Annotated in this window: 17 protein-coding genes; 9 read left to right on the forward strand and 8 right to left on the reverse strand. The window is 69.2% G+C overall.

Annotation, left to right across the window (positions count from 1 at the left end; all coding sequences use genetic code 11):
- Positions 1 to 70 precede the first annotated feature (70 nt).
- Positions 71 to 1,273, reverse strand: coding sequence for a pimeloyl-CoA dehydrogenase large subunit (pimC, locus tag JWR86_RS05405; protein WP_299561819.1), 1,203 nt, complete (start codon positions 1,271 to 1,273; stop codon positions 71 to 73).
- An 11-nt stretch (positions 1,274 to 1,284) separates the two neighbouring features.
- Complete coding sequence (gene pimA / locus JWR86_RS05410) at positions 1,285 to 2,976, reverse strand: dicarboxylate--CoA ligase PimA (RefSeq protein WP_299561822.1); 1,692 nt, start codon at positions 2,974 to 2,976, stop codon at positions 1,285 to 1,287.
- A 220-nt stretch (positions 2,977 to 3,196) separates the two neighbouring features.
- On the opposite strand from pimA, the gene JWR86_RS05415 reads away from it, so the two are divergent.
- From JWR86_RS05415 to JWR86_RS05430, 4 genes are all read left to right on the forward strand, one after another.
- Positions 3,197 to 4,225 carry an amino acid ABC transporter substrate-binding protein gene (locus JWR86_RS05415; protein WP_299561824.1) on the forward strand — a complete coding sequence of 343 codons (1,029 nt, stop codon included), beginning with the start codon at positions 3,197 to 3,199 and terminating at the stop codon, positions 4,223 to 4,225.
- Between the two features lie 130 nt (positions 4,226 to 4,355).
- Positions 4,356 to 5,516 (forward strand): ABC transporter permease subunit, encoded by a 1,161-nt coding sequence (locus tag JWR86_RS05420; RefSeq protein WP_299561827.1) that lies wholly within the window; start codon positions 4,356 to 4,358, stop codon positions 5,514 to 5,516.
- Positions 5,513 to 6,673: an amino acid ABC transporter permease gene (locus JWR86_RS05425; RefSeq protein ID WP_299561831.1), complete on the forward strand. Its 1,161-nt coding sequence runs from the start codon at positions 5,513 to 5,515 to the stop codon at positions 6,671 to 6,673. Before JWR86_RS05420 ends, JWR86_RS05425 begins: the two co-directional genes overlap by 4 nt.
- A 67-nt stretch (positions 6,674 to 6,740) precedes the next feature.
- Entirely contained in the window at positions 6,741 to 7,163 is a 423-nt protein-coding gene (locus JWR86_RS05430; protein WP_299561834.1) for a hypothetical protein, read from the forward strand.
- An 8-nt stretch (positions 7,164 to 7,171) separates the two neighbouring features.
- Here JWR86_RS05430 and tsaA read toward each other — a convergent pair whose 3' ends face one another.
- Positions 7,172 to 7,663, reverse strand: a complete 492-nt coding sequence (tsaA, locus tag JWR86_RS05435) for a tRNA (N6-threonylcarbamoyladenosine(37)-N6)-methyltransferase TrmO (RefSeq protein WP_299561837.1) — start codon at positions 7,661 to 7,663, stop codon at positions 7,172 to 7,174.
- Between the two features lie 14 nt (positions 7,664 to 7,677).
- Positions 7,678 to 8,454, reverse strand: coding sequence for an SDR family oxidoreductase (locus tag JWR86_RS05440; RefSeq protein WP_299561839.1), 777 nt, complete (start codon positions 8,452 to 8,454; stop codon positions 7,678 to 7,680).
- A gap of 125 nt (positions 8,455 to 8,579) precedes the next feature.
- Here JWR86_RS05440 and JWR86_RS05445 point away from each other — a divergent pair, with 125 nt between their 5' ends.
- The 5 genes from JWR86_RS05445 to JWR86_RS05465 all read left to right on the forward strand — a co-directional run bounded on the left by JWR86_RS05445 (position 8,580) and on the right by JWR86_RS05465 (position 15,305).
- The gene (locus tag JWR86_RS05445; RefSeq protein ID WP_299561842.1) at positions 8,580 to 9,830 is read left to right on the forward strand and encodes an ABC transporter substrate-binding protein; all 1,251 of its coding nucleotides are present in this window, start codon (positions 8,580 to 8,582) and stop codon (positions 9,828 to 9,830) included.
- Between the two features lie 114 nt (positions 9,831 to 9,944).
- Positions 9,945 to 10,820, forward strand: a complete 876-nt coding sequence (locus JWR86_RS05450) for a branched-chain amino acid ABC transporter permease (protein ID WP_299561845.1) — start codon at positions 9,945 to 9,947, stop codon at positions 10,818 to 10,820.
- Positions 10,817 to 13,342, forward strand: a complete 2,526-nt coding sequence (locus JWR86_RS05455; RefSeq protein ID WP_299561848.1) for a branched-chain amino acid ABC transporter ATP-binding protein/permease — start codon at positions 10,817 to 10,819, stop codon at positions 13,340 to 13,342. Before JWR86_RS05450 ends, JWR86_RS05455 begins: the two co-directional genes overlap by 4 nt.
- Before the next feature lie 30 nt (positions 13,343 to 13,372).
- Positions 13,373 to 14,308, forward strand: coding sequence for a 3-hydroxyacyl-CoA dehydrogenase (locus JWR86_RS05460; protein ID WP_299561850.1), 936 nt, complete (start codon positions 13,373 to 13,375; stop codon positions 14,306 to 14,308).
- 70 nt (positions 14,309 to 14,378) lie between these two features.
- Complete coding sequence (locus tag JWR86_RS05465) at positions 14,379 to 15,305, forward strand: 3-keto-5-aminohexanoate cleavage protein (protein ID WP_299561853.1); 927 nt, start codon at positions 14,379 to 14,381, stop codon at positions 15,303 to 15,305.
- A 21-nt stretch (positions 15,306 to 15,326) separates the two neighbouring features.
- On the opposite strand, the gene JWR86_RS05470 is transcribed toward JWR86_RS05465, so the two are convergent.
- From JWR86_RS05470 to JWR86_RS05485, 4 genes are all read right to left on the reverse strand, one after another.
- A complete protein-coding gene (locus JWR86_RS05470) occupies positions 15,327 to 15,767 on the reverse strand; it encodes a CBS domain-containing protein (protein ID WP_299561856.1) in 441 nt (146 codons plus the stop codon).
- Positions 15,768 to 15,803: 36 nt separating this feature from the next.
- Positions 15,804 to 18,590: a formate dehydrogenase subunit alpha gene (fdhF, locus tag JWR86_RS05475; protein ID WP_299561859.1), complete on the reverse strand. Its 2,787-nt coding sequence runs from the start codon at positions 18,588 to 18,590 to the stop codon at positions 15,804 to 15,806.
- 18 nt (positions 18,591 to 18,608) lie between these two features.
- A complete protein-coding gene (locus tag JWR86_RS05480; RefSeq protein ID WP_299561862.1) occupies positions 18,609 to 20,390 on the reverse strand; it encodes an NADH-ubiquinone oxidoreductase-F iron-sulfur binding region domain-containing protein in 1,782 nt (593 codons plus the stop codon).
- A 115-nt stretch (positions 20,391 to 20,505) separates the two neighbouring features.
- Entirely contained in the window at positions 20,506 to 22,680 is a 2,175-nt protein-coding gene (locus JWR86_RS05485; RefSeq protein WP_299561865.1) for an acetate--CoA ligase family protein, read from the reverse strand.
- Positions 22,681 to 22,794 lie beyond the last annotated feature (114 nt).

A 22,794-nucleotide genomic window follows, 5' to 3' on the forward strand; every position in this document is an offset into this window, starting at 1 on the left:
TATTCATTGCCCAGCAGGCGGGTGACGCTGTCGGTCAGCAGGCGCTGGTCGTCGGTGAGATCGAAGTCCATTACAGCCCCAGCACCGCTTTGTTCAGGATGTTCTTCTGGATCTCGTTGGTGCCGCCGTAGATCGAGGCGGCCCGCAGCATCAGGTAGGCGGGCGCCATCTGCGGCGCCCAGTCCGGCCCGATGGCGGGCTCGTTCGCCAGCGCCGCCAGCTCCCGCTGCCAGACCGGCATGGCCTGCGGCCCGCCGACATCCATCACCAGCTCCGAGCTGTTCTGCAGCAGCTCCGTCCCCTTGATCTTGAGCACCGAGGAGATCGGGTCCGGCTTGTTGCCGCCCGACTTCACATAGGCCGAGATGACGCGGAGCTGGGTGATCTCCAGCGCCTTCATGTCGATCTCGAGCTGGGCGACGCGGGTGCGGAAGGCGCGGTCCTCGATGAGGGGCTTGCCGTTCATCCGCACCTCGCGCGCCAACACCTTGGCGTACCGCACCCGCTCCTTCGACTTGCCGAGGCGGGCGATGCCGGTCCGCTCATTGCCGAGCAGGTATTTGGCGACCGACCAGCCCTTGTTCTCCTCGCCGACCAGGTTTTCGGCCGGCACCTCGACATCGTCGAAGAACACCTCGTTGACCTCGCTGCCGCCATCCAGCGTCTGGATCGGCCGCACCGTGATGCCCGGCGTCTTCATGTCGATCAGCAGGAAGGAGATGCCCTCCTGCTTCTTGGCCGCCGGATCTGTGCGGACGAGGCAGAAGATCCAGTCGGCATATTGGGCGAGCGTGGTCCAGGTCTTCTGGCCGTTGACGATGTAGTGGTCGCCGTCCCGCACCGCCCGGGTCTTCAGGGAGGCGAGGTCCGAACCCGAGCCCGGTTCGGAAAAGCCCTGGCACCACCAATCGTCGAGCCGCGCGATGCGGGGCAGGTAGTGGGCCTTCTGCTCCTCAGACCCGAAGGTGTAGATCACCGGCCCGACCATGTTGACGCCGAAGGCGAGCGGGGCGGGGGCCGGGAAGCCCTGCAATTCCTCGAGGAAGATGTATTGCCGCACGGGATCCCAACCCGTGCCGCCGTACCTCTCGGGCCAATGCGGCACGGCCCAGCCCTTCGCGTGCAGCTTGCGGGTCCAGTCGACCAGGTCCTGCCGGGAGGCGTGTCGGCCTTGCACGAGCTTCTGGTGCAGGTCGGTCGGCAGGCTGTCACGGAAAAAGCTCCGCACCTCCTGCCGGAACGCGATCTCCTCGGGGGTGAAGCGCAGGTCCATTCGGCGATCTCCTACATCGATCTCTGGGTCATGCCGCGCCCGGCTTGGGCGGCCTTGTCCCGCTCCTCCTGGCGCAGCTCCACCTTCGAGAGCTTGCCGATCGCCGTGCGGGGGAGGGCGGGGCGGATTTCCAGCGCGGTCGGCATCTCGTGCCGGCCGAGTGCGTCTTGCAGGAAGCCCTGCAGGGCCTCCAGGGTGAAGGGCGGGTGTCCCGCCCGGAGCTTGCAGAAGGCCTTGGCGGCCTCGCCGCGATACGGGTCCGGGATGCCGACGACCAGGACCTCCTCCACCGCGGGGTGGCGGTAGATGGCCTGCTCGATCATCTGCGGATACACGTTGAAGCCGCCCGAGATGATCATGTCCTTCTTCCGGTCCGTGATGAAGAAGAAGCCATCCTCGTCCATGTGGCCGATGTCGCCGGTCAGGAACCAGCCGTCCACAAAGGCCGCGCGCGTCTCCTCCGGGCAATTCCAATAGCCCTGGGTGACATTCGGCCCGCGGATCCGCAACTCGCCCGTCCGGCCCGGCGGGAGGCTGCGGGCGGGGTCGTCCAGCGCGCAGACGTCCATCTCGACCCCGGGCAGCGGCAGCCCGATCGTGCCGGGCTTGCGGAGCCCGGCGCCGAGCCGGTTGGTTCCCGCCGGGGAGGTCTCGGTCATGCCCCAGCCGCCGATGAGGCGCTGGCCGGTGAGCCGCTCGAACCGCTCCGCCACCTCGACTGGCAGTGGCGCGCCGCCCGAGCCGGCATAGACCAGGGAGGAGAAGTCGCGGCTCTCGATCCCGGGCGCGGCCGCGAGCGCGATCCACATCGTGGGCACACCGGGGAAATGCGTGGCCCGGCCGATCTCGATGTCCCGCAGGGTGGCCTCGACGTCGAACCGCATGCGGAGCAGCAGCTTGGCGCCGCGCTTCAGGCCGCGCAGCAGGATCGTGGTCAAGGCGTAGATGTGGAACAGGGGCAGCACGCAGATGATGCTGTCGCGGCCCGTGCGGTCGTGCGGCTGCGCCTCGAACCAGGTCTCGTACATGGAGACCGCGGCCGTCAGGTTGGCATGGGTCAGGATGGCGCCCTTGGGCGCTCCTGTGGTGCCGCCCGTGTATTGCAGCAGCGCGATGTCGGAAGGCCGAACCTCGGGCCACCTCGCCGGGGCGGAAGCCTCCGCTACGAAGGCCCGCAGCGTGATCAGGCCCGGCCCCTCCGGCACGGCGACCGGGGGGGTGCCCGAAGGGCCCCACAGCTCGTCCTGACCGACGATCACGCGGTCGAGATGACCCGCCCCGAGCAGTGTCCGGGCGCGCTCGGCCAGGGTCGCCACGTTGGTGGTGACAAGCGTTCGGGCGCCGGAATCGGCGAGTTTGTGGACGAGCTCCGCCTCTGCATCGAGCGGCGAGAGATGCACGCTGCGCAGCCCCGCCGCGGCGGCGCCAAAAAAGGCGATCGGGTGGACGGGGGTGTTCGGCAGGTAGAGGGCCAGCGCATCGCCCGGTTTCAGCCCGGCCCCGAGCAGCGCCGCCCCGAAACGAAGAGCCTCGCCGTGCAACTCGCGGAACGAGATCTCCCGGCCGCGGAACTCGATGGCGGGCGCGTCGCCATGGGCTGCGGCGGCCTCGGCCAGGATCTGCGGGATGGTGGAGGTCGCGATCGGCGCGCCCCAGTCGAGACCGGCCGGGTAGGAGCGCTCCCAGGCGAAGGGCCGCGGCATCAGCCGCCTGCGCCTCTGCGGGCCGTCCCTGCCGACATCGGCGACCCTCCCTGGCCGGCCTCCGGCCGTTCCCGAGGCTCCTCCGGCCCGCGGTTGGTGCGGAAGCGAGGCCGCGTTGTCAATGCGCCGGCGCGTCCCGCGCCAGCCGCCGCGCATTGACCCGGCCCGCGGCTTGCAAGAACGTGCGGCGTCGGCCGGGCCGACCTTTCGGAGTACCCCCATGTCGCGCCTGTCTCTCGCGCTCGCGGCCGCGCTCTCGTGCCTTTGCGGCGCGGCCAGCGCCCAGCAGCTCGTTCCCTCGCCCACGCTCGACGCCATCAAGGCGCGGGGCCACCTCGAATGTGGCGTGCATCTCGGCCTGCCGGGGTTCTCCTTCGCCAACGACAAGGGCGAGTGGTCCGGAATCGACGTGGATTATTGCCGGGCCCTCGCCGCCGCCATCCTGGGCGACTCCACAAAAGTGAAGTTCACGCCGACCTCCGTGCAGCAGCGCTGGCCGGTGCTGCAATCAGGGCAGGTGGACCTCCTGTCCCGCAACACCACCATCACCTTCTCGCGCAACGCCACGTTGGGGGTGAACTTCCAGGGCATCAACTTCTACGAGGGGCAGACCTTCGTCGTCCGCAAGGGCACGGCGACCGCACCCAAGGATCTCGACGGCGCCTCCATCTGCGTCGCGGCCGGCTCCACGGAGGAGAAGCAGGCGGCGGACTGGTTCCGCGAGCGGAACATGAAGACCTCCATCATCAACTTCCAGAAGAACGACGACGCCATCGCGGCCTATGATTCCGGCCGCTGCGACGCCTACACGGCCGGCCTCGGGGCGCTCGCCGGCCAGCGCTCCAAGCTGAAGGACCCCGACAGCCACGTCGTCATGACGGAGACGATCTCGAACGATCCCCAGGGGCCGACCACCCGCTACGGGGACGAGCGCTACCAGCTCGTGGTCCGCTGGGTGCTGAATGGTATGATCGCGGCCGAGCTGCTCGGCATCACCTCCAAGAACGTGGACGAGATGAAGGCGAAGTCGACCTCCGCGGAGGTGCGGCGGCTGCTCGGCGTCGACGGCGGGTTCGGTGCCATGATGGGCCTCTCCAACGATTGGATGTTCAACGCCATCAAGCAGGTCGGGAATTACGGGGAGAGCTACGAGCGCACGGTCGGCATGGGCTCGCCGCTGAAGCTGGCCCGCGGCAAGAACGAGCTCTGGACCAAGGGCGGCGCGCTGTTCACCCCGCCCTTCCAATAGGCCGGCCATCGCCGGCCATGCCGAGGACCCCTGCGAGGCTGCGCGTCCGCGACCAGGTGCGGGCCGCCTGCGCCGCCGGGGCGCCGGCTCGCGGCCGCCTCTCGGCACCGGCCGGCCGAGGGCCGAAGGCGTGAGCGTCGCGGCGCTCCTTCGCGACCGCAAGGTCAGGGATGTGCTGGCCCAGGTCGCGGTGGCGGCCGGGCTTGTGGCCCTGATCGTGTTCTTCGTCCGCAACGCCTCGGAGAACATGGTCAAGGCCGGCATCGCGTCCGGCTTCGGCTTTCTGTGGCGCGATTCCGGGATCGAGGTGCCGTTTCAGCTCACGGGCTACACGGCCTCCTCGTCCATTCTCGGTCTGCTCTGGGTCGGCATCGTCAACACGCTGCTGGTCTCGGTGGTGTCGATCGTGGCCGCGACCCTGCTGGGCTTCCTGATCGGCGTGGCGCGGCTGTCCCGCAACCCCATGCTGTCGGGACTGGCGGGTGCCTATGTCGAGTTCGTCCGCAACATCCCGCTGCTGTTCTTCGTCCTGATCTGGTATTTCGGCGTGGTCGCATCGCTGCCCGCGCCCCGCGCCTCGATCCCCCTCCTCGACATCGCCTTCCTGAACAACCGCGGCCTGACGGTGCCGCTGCCGCAGGAGGCCGCGGGCTTCGCCTACACCCTGCTCGTGTTGCTGCTCGGGATGGCGGTCCAGCTCGCGCTGGTGGCATTGTCGCGGCGCCGTCAGGCCCGGACCGGGCACGCTCTGCCGCTCGGCTGGACGGCGCTGCTTCTGCTGCTTGCTGCCCCGCTCGCGACGCTCCTCTGGGCCGTGTTGGGGACGGCCTGGGATGTGCCGGCCCTGCGCGGCTTCAATTACCGCGGCGGGTTTGTGCTCGTGCCGGAATTCGTGGCCCTGTTCGCGGCGCTGTCCACCTATACGGCCGGGTTCGTGGCCGAGATCGTCCGGGCCGGCATCCTGGCCGTGCCGGCGGGCCAGGTCGAGGCCGCCAAGGCGCTGGGCCTCCGGCCCGGCCTGGCGCTCCGCCTCGTGGTGATCCCGCAGGCGCTCCGGGTCATGGTGCCGCCCATGACGAGCCAGTACCTCAACGTGATCAAGAACTCGTCCTTCGGCGCCGCCATTGCCTATCCGGACGTCGTCAGCCTGTTCATGGGCTCGGCCCTCAACAACACCGGGCAGGCGATCGAGATCATCGCCATCACGCTTGCCCTGTACCTGTCGATCTCGCTCGCCGTGTCGGGCTTCATGAACTGGTACAACGCCCGCATCGCCCTGGTGACGCGGTGAAGGGCCGAGCCAGCGCCGGCTTGGTTCCGCTCGGGGGAGGCGCGGCCGAGATTGCCTCCGACGGCCGGCTCACCGTGCTGCCGGTCGCGGAGGCGCGGCGCACGCCCGGGCCGAGTTCGGGGCGAGCCCTGGTCCACGCCTTGTTCGGAACCCCGCTCGACGCGGCCGTCACGCTCGCGGTCGCGGCGTTGCTCGTCTGGGCGGCCGTGCCGCTCCTGCGCTGGCTCGTGCTGGATGCGACCTTTGTCGGCCGGACCCGGGAGGATTGCACCGGCACGGGCGCCTGCTGGGTCTTCGTGCGGGCGCGGTTCGGGCAGTTCATGTACGGCTTCTACCCGGTCGCGGAGCGCTGGCGGGTTGATGCGGCCGGGGTGGGGCTGGTCCTGACCACGGCGCTTCTCGCCTGGCCTCGCCTGCCCGGAAAGCGGCTCTTGGCCGGCGCGGCCCTCCTCCTTGGACCTCTGCTCGGCATCTGGCTCCTCGCCGGAGGCGGCCCGCTCCGCCCCGTCGAGACCCGCGAATGGGGCGGGCTGATGCTGACGGTGTTCCTGTCGGTCTACGCTGCGCTGATCGCCCTGCCGCTCGGCATCCTGCTGGCGCTGGGCCGACAATCCAGGCTGCCGGTGATCCGGCTGGTCGCCACCGTGTTCATCGAGTTCTGGCGCGGTGTCCCGATCATCGCCGTGATCTTTCTCGCCTCCCTGCTGCTGCCCCTGATCCTGCCCAACGGGGCCGGGATCGATCGGCTCGCCCGCGCCGTGATCGGTCTCGGCCTGTGCATCGCGGCGTATATGGCGGAGGCGGTGCGGGGCGGGCTCCAGGCCGTGCCGGCCGGCCAGGCCGAGGCCGCCTCGGCGCTCGGGCTCGGCTATTGGCGGCTGACCGGTCTGGTGGTGCTGCCGCAGGCGCTCCGCATCGCCCTGCCGGCCATCACCAACGAGTTCATCGCGCTGGTGAAGAACACCTCGCTGGTGCTGATCGTCTCGATCTTCGACCTGCTCGGCATCGCCCAGGCGGCGCTGGCCGATCCGGCCTGGGTGGGGAAGACCTGGGAAGCCTATGCGTTCGCGGGCGCGATCTACTGGCTGATCTGTTTCGGCCTGTCGCGCTGGAGCCTGCGGGTGGAGCGGGCGGGCCCCCGCCGTGCGGGCGGCTGAGACAACGTCGCGACTTGCCCGGCTCGGTTCCGAGGGCGTAAACACGGGGACGAGTTCCGGAGCCAGCATGCGCATCGCCGCCGCGGCCGCCATCCTCCTGGCCGCCCTCTCGATCCCGGGCGCCGCCTCGGCGCAGCAGGGCTTCAACGCCTCCATTTCGGGGGACGTCGCCGCCGGCCTGGGCGGCGGCCTGCAAAGCGGCTTCCATTCGGGCTTCTCCGGCGCGCTCGCCCCGCCCACGCCGCGCCCCCGCGGGCCGCGCGAGGAGGTCTACGGGCCGGAACTGCCCGGCGCTCCGTTCTTCCCGGCCGAATGCGCGCCCGGGCAGGTCAATCTCAACCGCACCGGCTGCCGGCCGGTGCGCGAGCTGAGCGTCGGCTCCCTGTCGAGCTACGACCTGTCCATCCAGGCCATGTCGCCGCTCGGCGGCACGACGCTGAGTGGCCAGACCCTGACGCTGCCGGCCGGGCCGGCCGGCCCGCTTTACTAGGCTGCCCTTCAGCCCCCGCTGTCACCTTCCGGTTTCGGCGACGCGACCGGCGTGAAGCTGCACCGGTCGGGCTTGAGGTCGATCAGCGGCGTGCCGTCCAGGCAGTCGAGCCCCCGCACCAGGAGTGTCGCGCCCTCGATCCCGACCAGAGAGGCCAGGGACGTGCCGATCGGGTTCGGCCGCACCGGCGAGCGCAGGGAGAACACGCCGCGGGTTTCGCCGTTGCTCTTCGGGCTCTGCCGGACGATGTCGCGGCGCGACCGGTCCAGCCAGTACAGCACCTCCACCTTGTCGTAATCGAGCAGGCCGTCGAGCCCCGCCGCCCAGGGCTGGTCGAGCTCGATGCGGCAGACGGGGCCGTCCAGCCGCCCCTGCCGCGGGCAATCGAGGCGCTCGGTCCAGGGCGTGCGGATCCGGCCGATGAAGATCAGGGCGGCATCCGCGGCCGCCGGCATCTGCACGGTCACCTCGCCGGGGCGGATCCCGTCTGCGGTCAGCATGGCGCGGGCGCTCCTCACGCCAGCATCTGCAGGTCGCCGTCCACCGAGATCGCCTGGCCGGAGATCGTCCGAGCCCGCGGCGAGCACAGAAACACGATCTGGTCGGCGAGCTGCTGCGGGGTGACGTAGTCCTTGATGGACGCGTTGGCGAAGGCGCCCCGTTCCATCTCCGCGAAGGAGATGCCGAGCTGCTGTGCCTTGGCTTCCATGACGCGGCGCTGCCGGTCGCCGGACACAATGCCGGGCAGCACGGCGTTCACCCGGATGCCGAACTCGCCGAGTTCGCGCGACAGCGACTTGGTGAAGCCGATCACCGCCCATTTCGCGGCCGAATAGGGCGTCCGCAGCGCGAAGCCGGCGCGGCCGGCGGCCGAGGACAGGTTGACGATCGAGGCGTTGCGGCTCTGCTTCAGGTGCGGCACCGCGAGCCGGACGCAGTTGAACTGGCCGGTGATGCAGACCTCGAGGCAGCGGTCCCAATCCTCCGGGTGGACGTCTTCCACCCGGGCCGTTGGGCCGGCGATGCCGGCATTGTTGACCAGCACGTCGAGCCCGCCGAGCCGCGACAGCGCCTCCGCGAAGAGCCGGTCCACATCAGCCCGCGACGCGACATCGGCCAGCGTGGCGCCGAGTTCCGGGTCCGTCCGGGGCAGGGCCGCGATCGCCTCGCGGTCGACATCGCAGACATGGACCCGGGCGCCCTCGCGCAGAAAGGCGCGGGCGATCTCGAGCCCGATCCCGGCCGCTCCGGCCGTGACGAGAACGCGCAGGCCGGCGATGTCGAGGTCCATGGCTCCGTCCCCGCGGCTCGCCCGGACACCCCTGCAGCGGGGGACTCGACAACGGGCCCGCCCCGCAGGCTAAGTGGGCGCAAGGACCACGGCAAGACAAGCTGCGGCCGAAGGGAGATGACGCCATGGACGACGGCAAGATCATCACGCGCCGCAGGTGGATGCAGGGGAGTGCAGGCGCGGCGCTCGCGGCCGGCATCGGCATGCCGGCCATCTCCTACGGCCAGAGCGACGTCATCCGCATCGGCCACCTCACGCCGATCACCGGCTTCCTGGGCCCGCTCGGCGAATACGCCCAGATGGGCGTGAAGCTCGCGGCCGAGGAGGTGAACGCGGCCGGCGGCGTGCTCGGCCGCAAGGTCGAGCTGGTGCTGGAGGATTCGGTCAATCCGCAGACCGGGTCGGCCAAGGCCGAGCGGCTGATCGCCCGCGACCGTGTCGCCATGATCATCGGCGAGATCTCGTCGGCCACCGCGCTCGCCATTGGCCAGGTCGCAAACCGGACCAAGACCGTGTTCATCAACACGGGCGCCAATTCGGATGCGCTGCGCGGCCCCTCCTGCAACCCGTACATGTTCCATATCGAGGCCGCGAACTCGATGATGGTGATGGCCGTCGGAGAATACCTCAAGAACGAGAAGATGATCCAGGGAAAGAAGTGGTATTCTCTGACGGCGGATTACGCCTTTGGCCACGATCTGTTCAAGGTGGCCAAGAAATTCGTCAGCGATAATGGGGGGCAGTTCGTCGGGCAGGACCTCGTGCCGACGGACGCGACCGACTTCTCACCCTACCTGCTGAAGATCCGGCAGGCCCGGCCGGACGTCGTGGCCTCGAACCTCGCCGGCAACCAGATCACCAACTTCATCAAGCAATACGCCGAATACGGGCTCACCTTCCCGATCACCGGCTTCGGCTTCGACACCGCGGTCGCCTGGGGTGCCGGCAAGGGCAATTTCGCCGGCATCTGGCCTCTGATCTGGCACCACCTCGTCGAGTCCCCCTCCTCCAAGAAGTATGTCGAGGCCTTCTCGAAGAAATACGGCAAGCTCCCGGAGAACCAGTCCTGGGGCGATTACAACTCGCTGAAGCTGGTCGCCCAGTCCTTCAACGAGCTGAAATCGGCCGATCCCCAGAAGCTGGCCGAACACCTGCGCAAGGGCGCAAAGTTCGACGTGCTCAAGGGGCGCGAGGGCTATTTCCGGGCCTATGACAACCAGATGGTTCAGGAGATGTACGCGGTTCGGGCCAAGGACCAGGCCAAGATGAAGGATCAGTGGGACATCTACGACCCGCTCGGGACCATTCCGGCGGCCGGGGGCGACCTGGAGGTCCTGGCTCCACCCAAGGACGGCGAGTGCAAGATGCCGGCGTGAGATGCGGCCCGAGCCGCACGGCGTGAGGCCTCAGGCCTCGCTGGGCCTCGCCTCTCCCCGTGCGGGTGAGGCAGGATCCGGCGCGGGGCCCGGGGCGGGGCAGGGCGCCTGGCCATGGAACTGATCTTCCTCGTCGAACAGGTGCTGAACGGCCTCCTGGTGGGGGCCTATTACCTGCTGATCGCGCTCGGGCTGTCGCTGATCTTCTCGCTCGGCGGCATCGTGAACCTGGCCCATGGCGGGTTCTACGCAGTCGGCGCCTACCTGGCGGTCGCGCTGGCGCCGCGGATCGGCTTCGCCGGGGCCTTCGTGGCCTCGCCGATCCTGGTCGCCCTCCTGGGAGTGGCGGTCGAGCGGCTCATCTTCCGGCGCTTCTACCGGTCCGACCCGATCCTCAGCCTCCTCCTCACCTTCGGCCTCGCCATGGTGATCGAGCAGAGCCTGCGCATGCTGTTTGGGGCGGCACCCTTGCCCTTCTCCATCCCGGCGGAGCTGCGCGGCCAGGTCTTCCTGGGCGACTTCATCTACCCGCGCTACCGGCTGATGATCCTGGCCGTGGCGCTCGGCGCGGTCGCGGCAACCTGGTTCCTGGTCTACCGGACGGCATTCGGCCGGGTGGTGCGCGCCGGGGTGCAGAACCCCGAAATGGTGGGTGCGCTCGGCATCTCGCTCCAGCCCTACATGACCGCCGTGTCGGCGCTGGGCATCGGCCTTGCCGGGCTTGCCGGGGTGCTGCTCGCGCCGATCTCGGGGGTCCACCCTGCCATGGGGGCCGAGATCCTGACCGCGGCCTTCGTGGTGGTGGTGATCGGCGGGCTCGGCTCGTTCTGGGGCGTGGTCGCGGCCGCGGCGCTGGTCGGCGTGGTGCGCGGTCTGACCATCTTCTTCTTCCCGCCGGCCGGCGAGGCCTCGATGTATCTGCTGATGGCGCTTGTCCTGCTCGTGCGGCCGCGCGGGCTCCTGGGCGAGCGCATCGAGAAGTTCGAGTGACCCCGGTGCTGCGGGAAGCCCGACCGCTCCTGGTCGCCGGGCTGGCGCTCGCGGCGCTTCCCTTCGCGCTCGACGTGGCCGGGCTGCCGCTGCGCTCGGCGATCGATGTCGTGGTGTTCGCTGTCGCCTGCCTCGGGCTGAACGTCCTGGTCGGCTATACCGGCCTCGTCTCCTTCGGCCACGGCGCCTGGTTCGGCCTCGCCGCCTATGCGGCGGCGCTGAGCCAGCGGCACTGGTTCCCGGACGGCATCGTGCTGCCGTCCCTCTTCGCCCTTCTCTTCACGGCGGCCGCCTCGGCCCTCCTCGGGGCGCTGATCCTGCGCCGGCGCGGGGTGTATTTCTCGCTCCTCACCCTCGCGCTCACCGCCATGCTGTTCGCGGTCAGCTACCGCTGGACGTCCTTCACGGGCGGCGAGAGCGGGCTCGGCGACATCGTGCGGCCGAAGGTGCTCGGGCTCGATCTCGCCTCCGACGCCGCCTACTACGTCGTGGTGGCCGTGATCGGCTTTGCGGTCACGGCGCTGCTCTGGCGCTTTCACCTGTCCCCGCCCGGGACCGTCCTCGTGGCGATCCGCGAGAACGAGCAGCGCGCCCGCTTCCTCGGCTACCCGACCACCCGCTACAAGCTGATGGGCTTCGTGATCTCGGCCAGCGTGGTGGGGATTGCCGGCATCCTGTCCGTCTTCAACCACCGCTTCGCCTCGGCCGACCCGCTCTCGGTGGCGTTTTCGGGCGAACTGATCGCCATGGTGGTGATCGGCGGGATGCGGAGCTTCCTCGGGCCGGCGCTCGGGGCGCTGTTCTACATCCTGTTCCGCGAATTCCTGTCGATCTGGACGCCGCAATGGCTGTTCTGGTTCGGCCTCCTGTTCGTCGGCTTCATCATGTTCTCGCCGACCGGGCTCGTCGGGGTCGCCGGCCGCCTGCTGGCGCCGTTCCGGCCGCGACCGGAGGAGGAGGCTGCCATGTCGGCCCGGTCGCTCAGCGACGAGCCGCTGCCGCCCTCCCTCGTGCCCACCGACCATGTCGAGGGCACGATCCTCGAGGCCCGCCAGGTCAGCAAGAGCTTTGGCGGGCTCAAGGCCGTGCAGGGCGTCACCGTCCAGGTGAGGGACCGCAGCCTGCACGCCCTGATCGGCCCGAACGGGGCCGGCAAGACGACCGCCTTCAACCTCGTCTCGGGCCTGTTTCGCCCCGACGCGGGTGACGTGCTGTTGGCCGGCCGCTCGATCGCGGGCCTTCCGCCGGAGCAGATCACCCGGGCGGGCATCGGCCGCTCCTTCCAGATCACCAATCTCTTTCCGGGCCTGAGCGTGGCCGAAAACATCCGGCTGGCGGTCCAGGCTCGCCATCCGGCCCGGTTCCACCCGCTTCGCGGTGCCAGGGGCATCGCCGAGATCGAGGCCGAGGCCGCGTCCCTGATCCGCTATCTCGGTCTCGCCGGAATCGAGCGGGCCGAGGCCGGCTCGCTCTCCTATGGCGGGCAGCGCCTTCTCGACATGGGGCTGGCGCTCGCGACGCGGCCGCGCGTGCTCCTGCTCGACGAGCCGCTGGCCGGGCTTGCGGCTGCCGAGCGGCAGCGCATCGGCGACATCATCAAACGCATCTCGGCCGACCTGCCGGTGCTGCTCGTCGAGCACGACATCGACCGAGTCTTCCAGATCGCCGATGCCGTCACGGTGATGAACGAGGGCCGCGTCCTAGTAGATGGCACGGTTGAGGATGCGCGCTCGAGCCCGGAGGTGCAGGCCGTCTATATCGGGTCCGGCAACGCGGCCGTGGCGGCGCGGCCCCGGGACAGCGCGGCCGAGCCCGAGACGCTGCTCGAAGCCTCCGGCGTCAATACCTTCTACGGCAACAGCCACATTCTCACCGATGTCGGCTTCACCCTGCACCGCCACGAGATCCTGGCGCTGCTGGGCCGCAATGGGGCCGGCAAATCGACCCTCCTGAAAACCCTGATCGGCATCGCGCCGCCGGCCTCCGGTTCCATCCGGCTGGCCGGGACCGACATCGCTGGGCTGCCGTCGGCCGAGATCGGACGACTCGGCATCGGCTACGTGCCTCAAGGCCGCGGGCTGTTTGCCGGCATGAGCGTCGCCCAGAATCTCGAACTCGGGCGGCTCAAGCGCCAGACCGGGCACGGCGTCCACTGGGACCTCGACCGGATCTTCACCTATTTCCCGCGCATCCGCGAACGGCTCGACACGCCAGCCGATTACCTGTCGGGTGGCGAGCAGCAGATGGTGGCCGTGGCCCGCGCACTCTCGGGCGACGTGCGGGTGCTGCTGCTGGACGAGCCCTTTGAGGGGCTCGCCCCGGCCGTCGTGGAGCAATTGTTTGAGAGCTTCGACCGGCTGCGGCGCGAGATCTCGATCATCATCGTCGACCACCATCTCGACCTCGCGCTCGCCCTCTCGGACCACACCATGGCGCTGGAGCGCGGGCGTGTGATCCATGACGGCCCGTCCGCAGCCCTGCGCGACGACCTCGACCTGCGCCGCAAGGTGCTGTGGTTGTGAGAGCCCGCTTCGCCGCATGAGGAGAGCCAGATGAGCACCGTCGCCATCGTGGGAGCGGGCCTGATCGGCCGCGCCTGGGCGGTCGTCTTCGCCCGGTGCGGCTGGGAGGTGCGGCTGACCGATCCCCATCCGGAGACGCTGGCGGACGCGCCCCGCATGGTCCGGGCCGGGCTCGACGCCTTGGCCGAACATGGCATCGTGGCCGACCCCGCCACGGCCGCCTCCCGGGTCACGGTTGCGGCCTCGCTCGAGGAGGCGGTCGGCGGTGTCGATCTCGTGCAGGAGAACGGGCCGGAGCTCGTGGACGAGAAGCGGGCCATCTTCGCCGCGCTGGACCGCTTCGCGCCGCCGGACGCGATCCTGGCCTCATCCACCTCCGCCATCGTGGCCTCCCTGTTCACCGAGGACCTGCCCGGCCGGGCCCGCTGCCTCGTGGCCCATCCGGTGAACCCGCCGCACCTCGTGCCGATCGTCGAACTCTGCGGCGCGCCCTGGACCTCGCCCGCCACGATCGCGCGCGCCCGGGAGATCTACGAGTCCGTCGAGCAGGTGCCGATCGTGGTCCTGCGCGAGGTGGAGGGGTTCGTGCTGAACCGGCTGCAGGGCGCGCTGCTGGCCGAGGCGTTTCGGCTCGTCGGCGAGGGCGTGGTGTCGCCGCAGGACCTCGACAAGACTATTGCGGACGGGCTCGGCCTGCGCTGGTCCTTTCTCGGGCCCTTCGCCACCATCGAGCTGAACGCACCCGGCGGCATCGCGGATTACTGTGCCCGCTACACCGGCTTCTACCGCCGCCTCAGTGCGGAGCCGCCCCGGCCCGAGGTCTACGGGGCCGAGAACACCGCCCGCATCCTGGCCGGCTGGGGAGAGACCCCGAGCCGCGAGGCGCTGACCGCCAAGACGGCGGAGCGCGATCGCCGCCTCGCCGCCCTGAAGGCGCATAAGCGCGCGCAGAGCGGGCCGCGATGACCCGGCGGGCCTCGCCGGGCCGGCGCCGCATCTCCCCACCGATCACGCCCTGACACGGGAAGGACCCACCATGCCCCGCAACGTCATCATCACCTGCGCGGTCACCGGCGCCATCCATACGCCCAGCATGTCGCCGCACCTGCCGATCACCGCGCAGGAGATCGCCGAGGCCGCGATCGGGGCCGCGGAGGCCGGTGCCGCCATTGTCCATCTGCACGCCCGCAACCCGGAGACCGGGCAGCCGGACCAGCGGCCCGAGGCCTTCGCGCCCTTTCTTCAGGTGATCAAGCAGCGCTCGAATTGCGTCATCAACATCACGACCGGCGGCGCCCCGACCATGCTGGTGAAGGAGCGGGTCGGTCCCGCGGCGCATTTTAAACCCGAGGTCGCCTCGCTCAACATGGGCTCGATGAACTTCGGCCTCTACCCGATGCTGGACCGCTTCACCGAGTTCAAGCACGACTGGGAGCGGCCGTATCTCGAAGGCTCGCGCGACCGCATTTTCCGCAATACCTTCGCGGATATCGAGTACATCCTGACAACGTGTTCGGAAAACGGCACCCGTTTCGAGATCGAATGCTACGACATTGGCCATCTCTACACGCTGGCCCATTTCGTCGACCGGGGCGTGATCAAGCCGCCGCTGTTCGTGCAGAGCGTGTTCGGGCTGCTTGGCGGGATCGGGCCGCATCCCGAGGATGTCGCCCATATGAAGCGCACGGCCGACCGGCTGTTCGGGGACCAGTACCGCTGGTCGGTGCTCGGCGCCGGCCGCAACCAGCTCCCGATCGCCGCCATGTCCGCCGCCATGGGGGGCAACATCCGGGTCGGGCTGGAGGATTCCCTCTGGGCCGGGCCCGGCACGCTGGCCAAGTCGAATGCCGAGCAGGTTCGGCTCGCCCGGCAGATTGTGGAGGCCCTCGGCCTCGGCATCGCAACGCCCGACGAGGCGCGCGAAACCCTGGAGCTGAAGGGCGGGGACCGGGTGAACTTCTAGGAGCGGCCGAGCCCGACGCGCTCAGGCCACGGTCGCGGCCGCGCCCGACGGGAGGAGGGCCGCCATGCCCTCCCGCCGGAAGGGCAGGATGTCCCGGATGCTGATCACGCCCACGACCCCGTGCGGCTCGATCACCGGGACGTGGCGGATATGGTGCGTCTCCATCAGCGCAAACACATGATCGAGCGCGTCGCCCAGCCGGCACGAGATCACGTTCTTGGCCATCAGCTTCGACACCGGGGTCTTCAAGGCGGCCGGGCCATGATCGGCGATGGCTCTCACCACGTCGCGTTCCGAAAACATGCCGACGGGGGTGTTGCCCTCCGTCCGGACCACGTCCTTGACCACGAGCGCGCCGACATTCTCGCGCCTCAGCAGGGTGGCGGCCATCTCCACCGTCTCGTTCATCCGGATCATGATGATCCGGGTTCCCTTGCGGCGCATGATGTCGTCAACGGTCATGGCGGTCCCTCCTCGACTCGTCCGTCCTCGTGAGGCTCAGGCGGGAGTGAGCTCCGCCGCGGGTTCCATCCGGGCGGCGCAATACTTGAATTCCGGGATCTTCCCGAACGGGTCGAGCTGGGGGTTGGTCAGCACGTTCGCGGCCGCCTCCGCATAGGCGAACGGGATGAAGATGAGCCCGGGCGGAATGGCGCCGTCGATGCGGGCCTTCAGCCGGATGGAGCCGCGGCGGGTGGAGACCTGGATGTGGGCTCCGGAGCGCGATCCGAGCCGCTCCATGTCGCGCGCCGACACATAGGCGACGGCCTCGGGCTCGAGGTCGTCCAGCACCTGGGAGCGACGGGTCATCGAGCCGGTGTGCCAATGCTCGAGCTGGCGGCCCGTGGTCAACACGAACGGGTATTCGGCATCCGGCTCCTCGGCCGGGGAGACAAGCTGGGCCGGCACGAACCGGGCCCGCCCGGTCGCGGTCGGAAAGCCCTCGCCGAACACGATGTCCTGGCCAGGCTGGTCGGGCGCCGCGCACGGATAGGTGACAGACCCCTCGCGCTCGACCCGGTCCCAGGTGATGTTGTCGAGCGACGGCATGGCCGAGGCCATCTCGGTGAAGACCTCGCTCACGTGGCCATAGGTCCAGCCGCAGCCGAGCCGGTTGGCGAGGTCGATGATGAGGTCGAGGTCCTGCCGGGCCTGTCCCGGCAGCGGCAGGGCGGCGCGGCCCATCTGCACCTGGCGGTTGGTGTTGGAGACCGTGCCGTCCTTCTCCGGCCAGGCGGAAGCCGGCAGCACCACGTCGGCGTATTTCGCCGTCTCGGTCAGGAAGATGTCCTGCACGACGAGGTGCTCGAGCCTCGCCAGCGCCTCGCGGGCATGCTGCACGTCGGGGTCCGACATCGCGGGGTTCTCGCCCATGATGTACATGCCCCGGATGCGGTCCTCATGCACCGCGTCCATGATCTCGACCACGGTCAGACCGCGTTTCGGATCGAGCTTGGTGCCCCACATCTCCTCGTAGCGGGCCCTGATCTCGGGATCCTCCACCGACTTGTAGTCGGGGAAGAACATCGGGATCAGGCCGGCATCGGAGGCGCCCTGGACGTTGTTCTGCCCCCTCAACGGGTGCAGGCCCGTGCCCGGGCGACCGATCTGGCCGGTCGAGAGTGCCATGGCGATCAGGCACCGGGTGTTATCCGTGCCGTGGATGTGCTGGCTGACGCCCATTCCCCAGAAGATGATGGCGGATTCCGCCCGGGCATAGAGCCGCGCCACCTCGCGCAGGGTCTCGGCCGGAATGCCGCAGATCGCCTCCATCTCCTCGGGCGGGTAGTTCTTCACGTTCTCGACCAGCTTGTCGAAATCGTCGGCATTCGCCTGCACGTATTGCTGGTCGTAGAGCTTCTCCTCGACGATCGTGTGCAGGATCGCATTCAGCATCGAGACGTCCCGTCCCGGCCGGAACTGCAGCATGTGCGTGGCGAAGCGCTTCAGCGCCTGGCCGCGCGGATCCATCACGACGAGCTTGGCGCCGCGTTCGACCGCGTTCTTGAAGAAGGTCGCCGCGACCGGATGGTTCTCGGTCGGGTTGGCGCCGATCACCACGATGACCTCGGCGTCCTTGGCGGCCATGAACGGGGCCGAGACGGCGCCCGACCCGACGCCTTCCAGCAGGCCCGCCACGGAGGAGGCGTGGCAGAGCCGGGTGCAATGGTCGACGTTGTTGGTGCCGAACCCGGTCCGGACCAGCTTCTGGAAGAGATAGGCCTCCTCGTTCGAGCCCTTGGCGGAGCCGAAGCCGGCGAGCGCACCGCCCCCGTCGCGGTCGCGAATCCGGCGGAGACCCTCCGCCGCCCGTTCCATCGCCTCCTCCCAGGTCGCTTCGCGGAAATGCGTCAGCGGGTTCATGGGGTCGATGGCCGTGTCGTGTTTCGCGACGCCGTCGCGCCGGATCAGCGGCACGGTGAGCCGATCCTGGTGGTGGATGTAGTCGAAGCCGAACCGGCCCTTCACGCACAGCCGGTTCTGGTTCGAGGGGCCGTCGCGCCCCTGGACGGCCACGATGCGGTCGTCCTTGACCTCGTAGGTGAGCTGGCAGCCGACACCACAATAGGGGCAGACGCTGTCGACGGTGCGGTCCGGCGCGTTGGTGAAACGGCCGGCGGAATCCTGGTGCGACTTCTCCATCAGGGCGCCGGTCGGGCAGGCCTGGACGCATTCCCCGCAGGCGACGCAGGTCGAATCCCCCATCGGGTCGTCGAAATCGAAGACGATCTTCTCGCCGGCGCCGCGCAACGCCATGCCGATCACGTCGTTGACCTGCACCTCGCGGCAGGCCCGGACGCAGAGGTTGCAATGGATGCAGGCATCAAGCTGCACGGCCATGGCCGGATGGCTGAGGTCGTCCACCTTGTTCTGGCGGGCGACCGCCGGGAAGCGGCTCGCCGAGACGTCGATCCTGTCGGCCCACCGCCAGAACGCGGAATCGGGGTCGTGCGCGGTTTCGCGCGGGGGCTGATCGGCGACCAGCAGCTCGAACACCAGGCTGCGCGACGCCACCGCCCGGTCGGTCGCGGTCTTCACCGTCATGCCGGGTGAGGGCTGGCGGATGCAGGAGGCGGCAAGCGCCCGTTCGCCCTCGATCTCGACCACGCAGGCCCGGCAATTGCCGTCCGGCCGGTAGCCCGGGGTGGGCTTGTGGCAGAGATGCGGGATGTCGGTGCCGAGCCGCGAGGCCACCTGCCAGATGGTCTCGCCGGGCCGTGCCTCCACCTCCTGCCCGTCAAGGAGGAAGCGGATGGAGGCGCCGAGGGGAAGGCCGTCCGACATGGGTCGTTCTCCTTCGGTCTAGTAGCGGGCCGGCTTGCCGGGATCCGGCGCCTGCTCGGCCGGGCTCGCCGGGTCGCAGACCAGGATCTCCGACCGGAAATGCTTCAAAACCTGCTTGACCGGGTTCATGGCCGCCTGACCGAGGCCGCAGATGGAGGCGTCGGTCATCACCCGGGTCAGCTCGTTCAGCAGCGTCTCGTCCCAGGCCCGGCGCTCCATCAGGGTGACGGCCTTCTCCGTGCCGACCCGGCAGGGCGTGCACTGGCCGCAGCTCTCGTCTTCGAAGAAGCGCAGGAGGTTGAGGGCCACGGCCCGCATGTCGTCCTGGTCCGAAAGAACCACCACGGCGGCCGAGCCGATGAAGCAGCCATGTGGCTCGAGCGTGCCGAAATCGAGCGGCACGTCACCCATCGAGGCCGGCAGGATGCCGCCCGAGGCGCCACCCGGCAGGTAGCCCTTGAAGCTGTGGCCCTCGGCCATGCCGCCGCAATATTCGTCGATCAGTTCCCGGACCGTGATCCCGGCCGGCGCCAGCTTGACGCCCGGCTCCCGCACCCGGCCCGAGACCGAGAAGCTGCGCAGCCCCTTGCGGCCGTTTCGGCCGTGCGCCGCATAGGCCTCGTGCCCCTTCTCGACGATGTCCCGCACCCAGAAGACGGTCTCGACATTGTTGATCAGGGTCGGGAGGCCGAACAGCCCGACCTGCGACGGAAAGGGCGGCTTGTGCCGAGGCAGCCCGCGCTTGCCCTCGATGGATTCGAGCATCGCGGATTCCTCGCCGCAGATGTAGGCGCCGGCGCCGCGCCTGAGCTCGATCCGCACATGCCGGTCGAGGCCGGCCGCGGCGAGCTTCGGGATCTCGCGCTGCAGCAGCGCACGGATCTGCGGGTATTCGTCCCGCAGGTAGATGTAGACCGTGCTCGCCTCGACCGCCCAGGCGCCGATCAGCATGCCTTCCAGGAACCGGTGCGGGTCGCGCTCGAGATAGTGACGGTCCTTGAAGGTGCCGGGCTCGCCCTCGTCGGCATTGATGGCCATCAGCCGCGGGGCCGGCTCGGCCCTCACGAAGCGCCATTTGCGGCCGGTCGGGAACCCGGCCCCGCCGAGCCCGCGCAGGCTGGAATCCTCGAGCGCGGTCAGGATGTCCTCGACCGAGCGGACGCCCGACAGGCATTCGCCGAGCAGCCGATAGCCGCCCTCCGCCCGGTAGCGCTCGAAGTCGATCGTGTCCGGCATGTCGGCATGGGGGCGGCCGCGCTCGATCGCCTCCACGACGCTGCCCAGGGAGGCGTGCTCGTGCAGGGCGTGACCGATGGCGACGGCCGGGGCGTTGTGGCACGCACCCATGCAGGGCGCCGGCACCACCCGCACGCCCGCGCCAAGCGCCGAAGGCAGATCGGCCAGCAGCGCCTCGGCCCCCATCAGCGAGCAGGTGAGGCTGTCGCAGACCCGCACGGTCAGGGGCGGCGGCGCCGGCTCGCCATCCATGACGATGTCGAAATGGGCATAGAAGGAGGCCACCTCGTAGACCTCGACCAGGGCCAGCTTCATGGCGAAGGCCAGCGCCGCCAGGTGCCGGGCGTGCAGGCAGCCATAGCTGTCCTGCAGCAGGTGAAGGTGTTCGATGAGCAGGTCCGGGCGAAGGGGGCGCCCGTCCAGCAGGGCCTCGACCTCGCGCAAGGCGGCGGGCTCGACCTGCCGGCCCTTGGGCGTGTCGCGCGACTTGCGCCGGCCCGATCCCGGATGGATGGCCCGGGCCGCCGATGTGCCCGGCATGACGGCGGGGGCTTCGATGTTCATCGGCTCATGTCCGTCCCGGCCGGGCCTGTCCCGACCGCCTCGGCCCGGTGGGCCGGGACTGTCACGTGTGAGGCGGCCGGGACCAGCCCGGCCGGCATAGGGGCGACCCGCCGGGTCACAGCAATCCGGCGCCGCGGGCCCATTTGTACTTCGCGCCCAGCACCTCGACGGGCAGCTCGGTCGAATAGGCGTAGGCCGGAATGCCGTGCTGGTAGAGGTAGTCGGCGGCCTCCTCGACCTCGACGTCACCCGCCAGCGAAGCGACCACGGGCTTGTCCTTGCCCTTGGCCTTCATCTCTTCATAGACTTCGACCATCAGCTTGGCGAACACCATCGGCGGGGTGACGATCGTGTGCCAGTAGCCGAGGATGAGCGCGTGGATGCGGTCGTCCTCGAGCCCGAGCCGGACCGTGTTCTGGTAGGTCTTCGGCGGCTCGCCGCCGGTGATGTCGACCGGATTGCCCGAGGCGCCGAAGGGCGGGATGAATGTCTTGAAGGCCTCGTCCAGGTCCTTCGGGAAACTCATCAGCGACAGGCCGTTGTCGACCACTGAATCCGACAGGAGCACGCCGGAGCCGCCAGCACCCGTGATGATGACGATGTTCTCGCCCTTTGGGGTCGGCAGGATCGGCACGCCGCGGGCGAATTCGAGCAACTGGCGCAGGGAGCGGGCGCGCACGACGCCGGATTGCTTGAGAACGTCCTCGTAGATCTTGTCGTTGCCGGCGAGCGCCCCCGTATGCGAGGCCGCCGCCCTGGCGCCCGCCGAGGTGCGGCCGGCCTTCAGCACGATCACGGGCTTCTTCTTGGAAACGCGCTTAGCGGCCTCCGCAAAGGCGCGGCCGTCCTTCAAGTCCTCGCAATGCTGGGCGATGACCTTGGTGTTCTCGTCCTGCTCGAAGAAGGCGAGCAGATCGTCCTCGTCGATGTCCGACTTGTTGCCGAGGCCGACAATGGCCGAGACGCCCATCTTGGCCGAACGCGAGAAGCCGATGATGGCCATGCCGATGCCGCCCGACTGGGAGGACAGGGCGGCCGAGCCCTTCACGTCATACGCCGTGCAGAAGGTCGCGCAGAGATTTTCCGGCGTGTAGTAGAAGCCATAGATGTTCGGCCCCATCAGCCGCACATTGTACTTCTTGCCGATCTCGACGATCTCGTCCTGAAGCTCGGGGGCGCCGGCTTCCGCGAAGCCCGACGGGATCAGCACGGCGCCAGGGATCTGCTTCTCGCCGCACACGATCAGCGCGCCGGCCACGAACTTCGCCGGGATCTCGAACACGGCGGTGTCGATCACACCCTCCACATCCTTGACGCTCTTATACGCCTTGTAGCCCAGGATCTCGTCGGCCTTGGGGTGGATGGGGTAGATCTCGCCCTTGTAGCCGCCGTTGATGAGGTTCTTCATCACCGAATTGCCGATCTTGCCGGCTTCGGCCGAGGCGCCGATCACCGCGACCGCCTTTGGCCGCATGATGCGGTTCATGGCGGCGACGATCTCGTCGTTGGAGCGCGTCACCGGACGCGGCTTCTGCTCGAAATCGAGCACGATGCGGACGTCGGCCGCGGTCGCATCGCTCTTGGTCGCGAAAACCGGGTTCAGGTCGAGCTCGGAAATCTCCGGAAAGTCGGAGACGAGCTGGGACACCTTGACGATGATGTCGGCCAGCGCCTCGCGATTGGCGGGGTCGCCGCCCCGGACGCCCTTCAACATCTCGGCCGCCTGGATGCCGTCCAGCATCGACATGGCGTCGTCGCGGGTGGCGGGGGCGAGCCGGAAGGTCACGTCCTTGAGGACCTCGACCAGAACGCCGCCGAGGCCGAAGGCCACGAGCTTGCCGAACGAGCCGTCCGTGATGGCACCGACGATCACCTCGGTGCCGCCCTTCAGCATCTGCTGGACCTGCACGCCGTCGATCTTGGCGTCCGCCTTGTAGTTCTTGGCGTTGGCCAGGACGGTGTCGTAGCCCTTGGACACCTCTTCGGCGCTCTTCAGCCCGACCAGGACGCCGCCGGCCTCCGTCTTGTGCAGGATGTCGGGCGAAACGATCTTCATGACGACCGGAAGACCCATGGCGGAGGCGAGCTTCACGGCCTCGGCGGCCGAGTTCGCGACCCCCTCCTGCGGCACCGGGATGCCGTAGGCGTCGCAGACGACCTTGCCTTCGGGAGCCGTGAGGCTGGTCCGCCCATCGGCCCTGACCCGGTCGATGACGGTCCGGACGGTCGCGTGCGCAGCGCCCCCTGCCGACGCGCCCGATTGCTCGCGCCTCAATGCTGCCTCGGCCATCAAGTCCTCCTGCTGCCGCTTCTTGCTTGTCAGGCAGGCGCAAACGATGCGAGCGGCGCCGCGCCTCCGATGGTGGTAGTTGGCATACCAGGCGCCGCCTTTGTCAAGCGACAA

It is taken from the genome of Enterovirga sp., from assembly GCF_028290205.1.
Taxonomy (GTDB): Bacteria; Pseudomonadota; Alphaproteobacteria; order Rhizobiales; family Beijerinckiaceae; genus Enterovirga.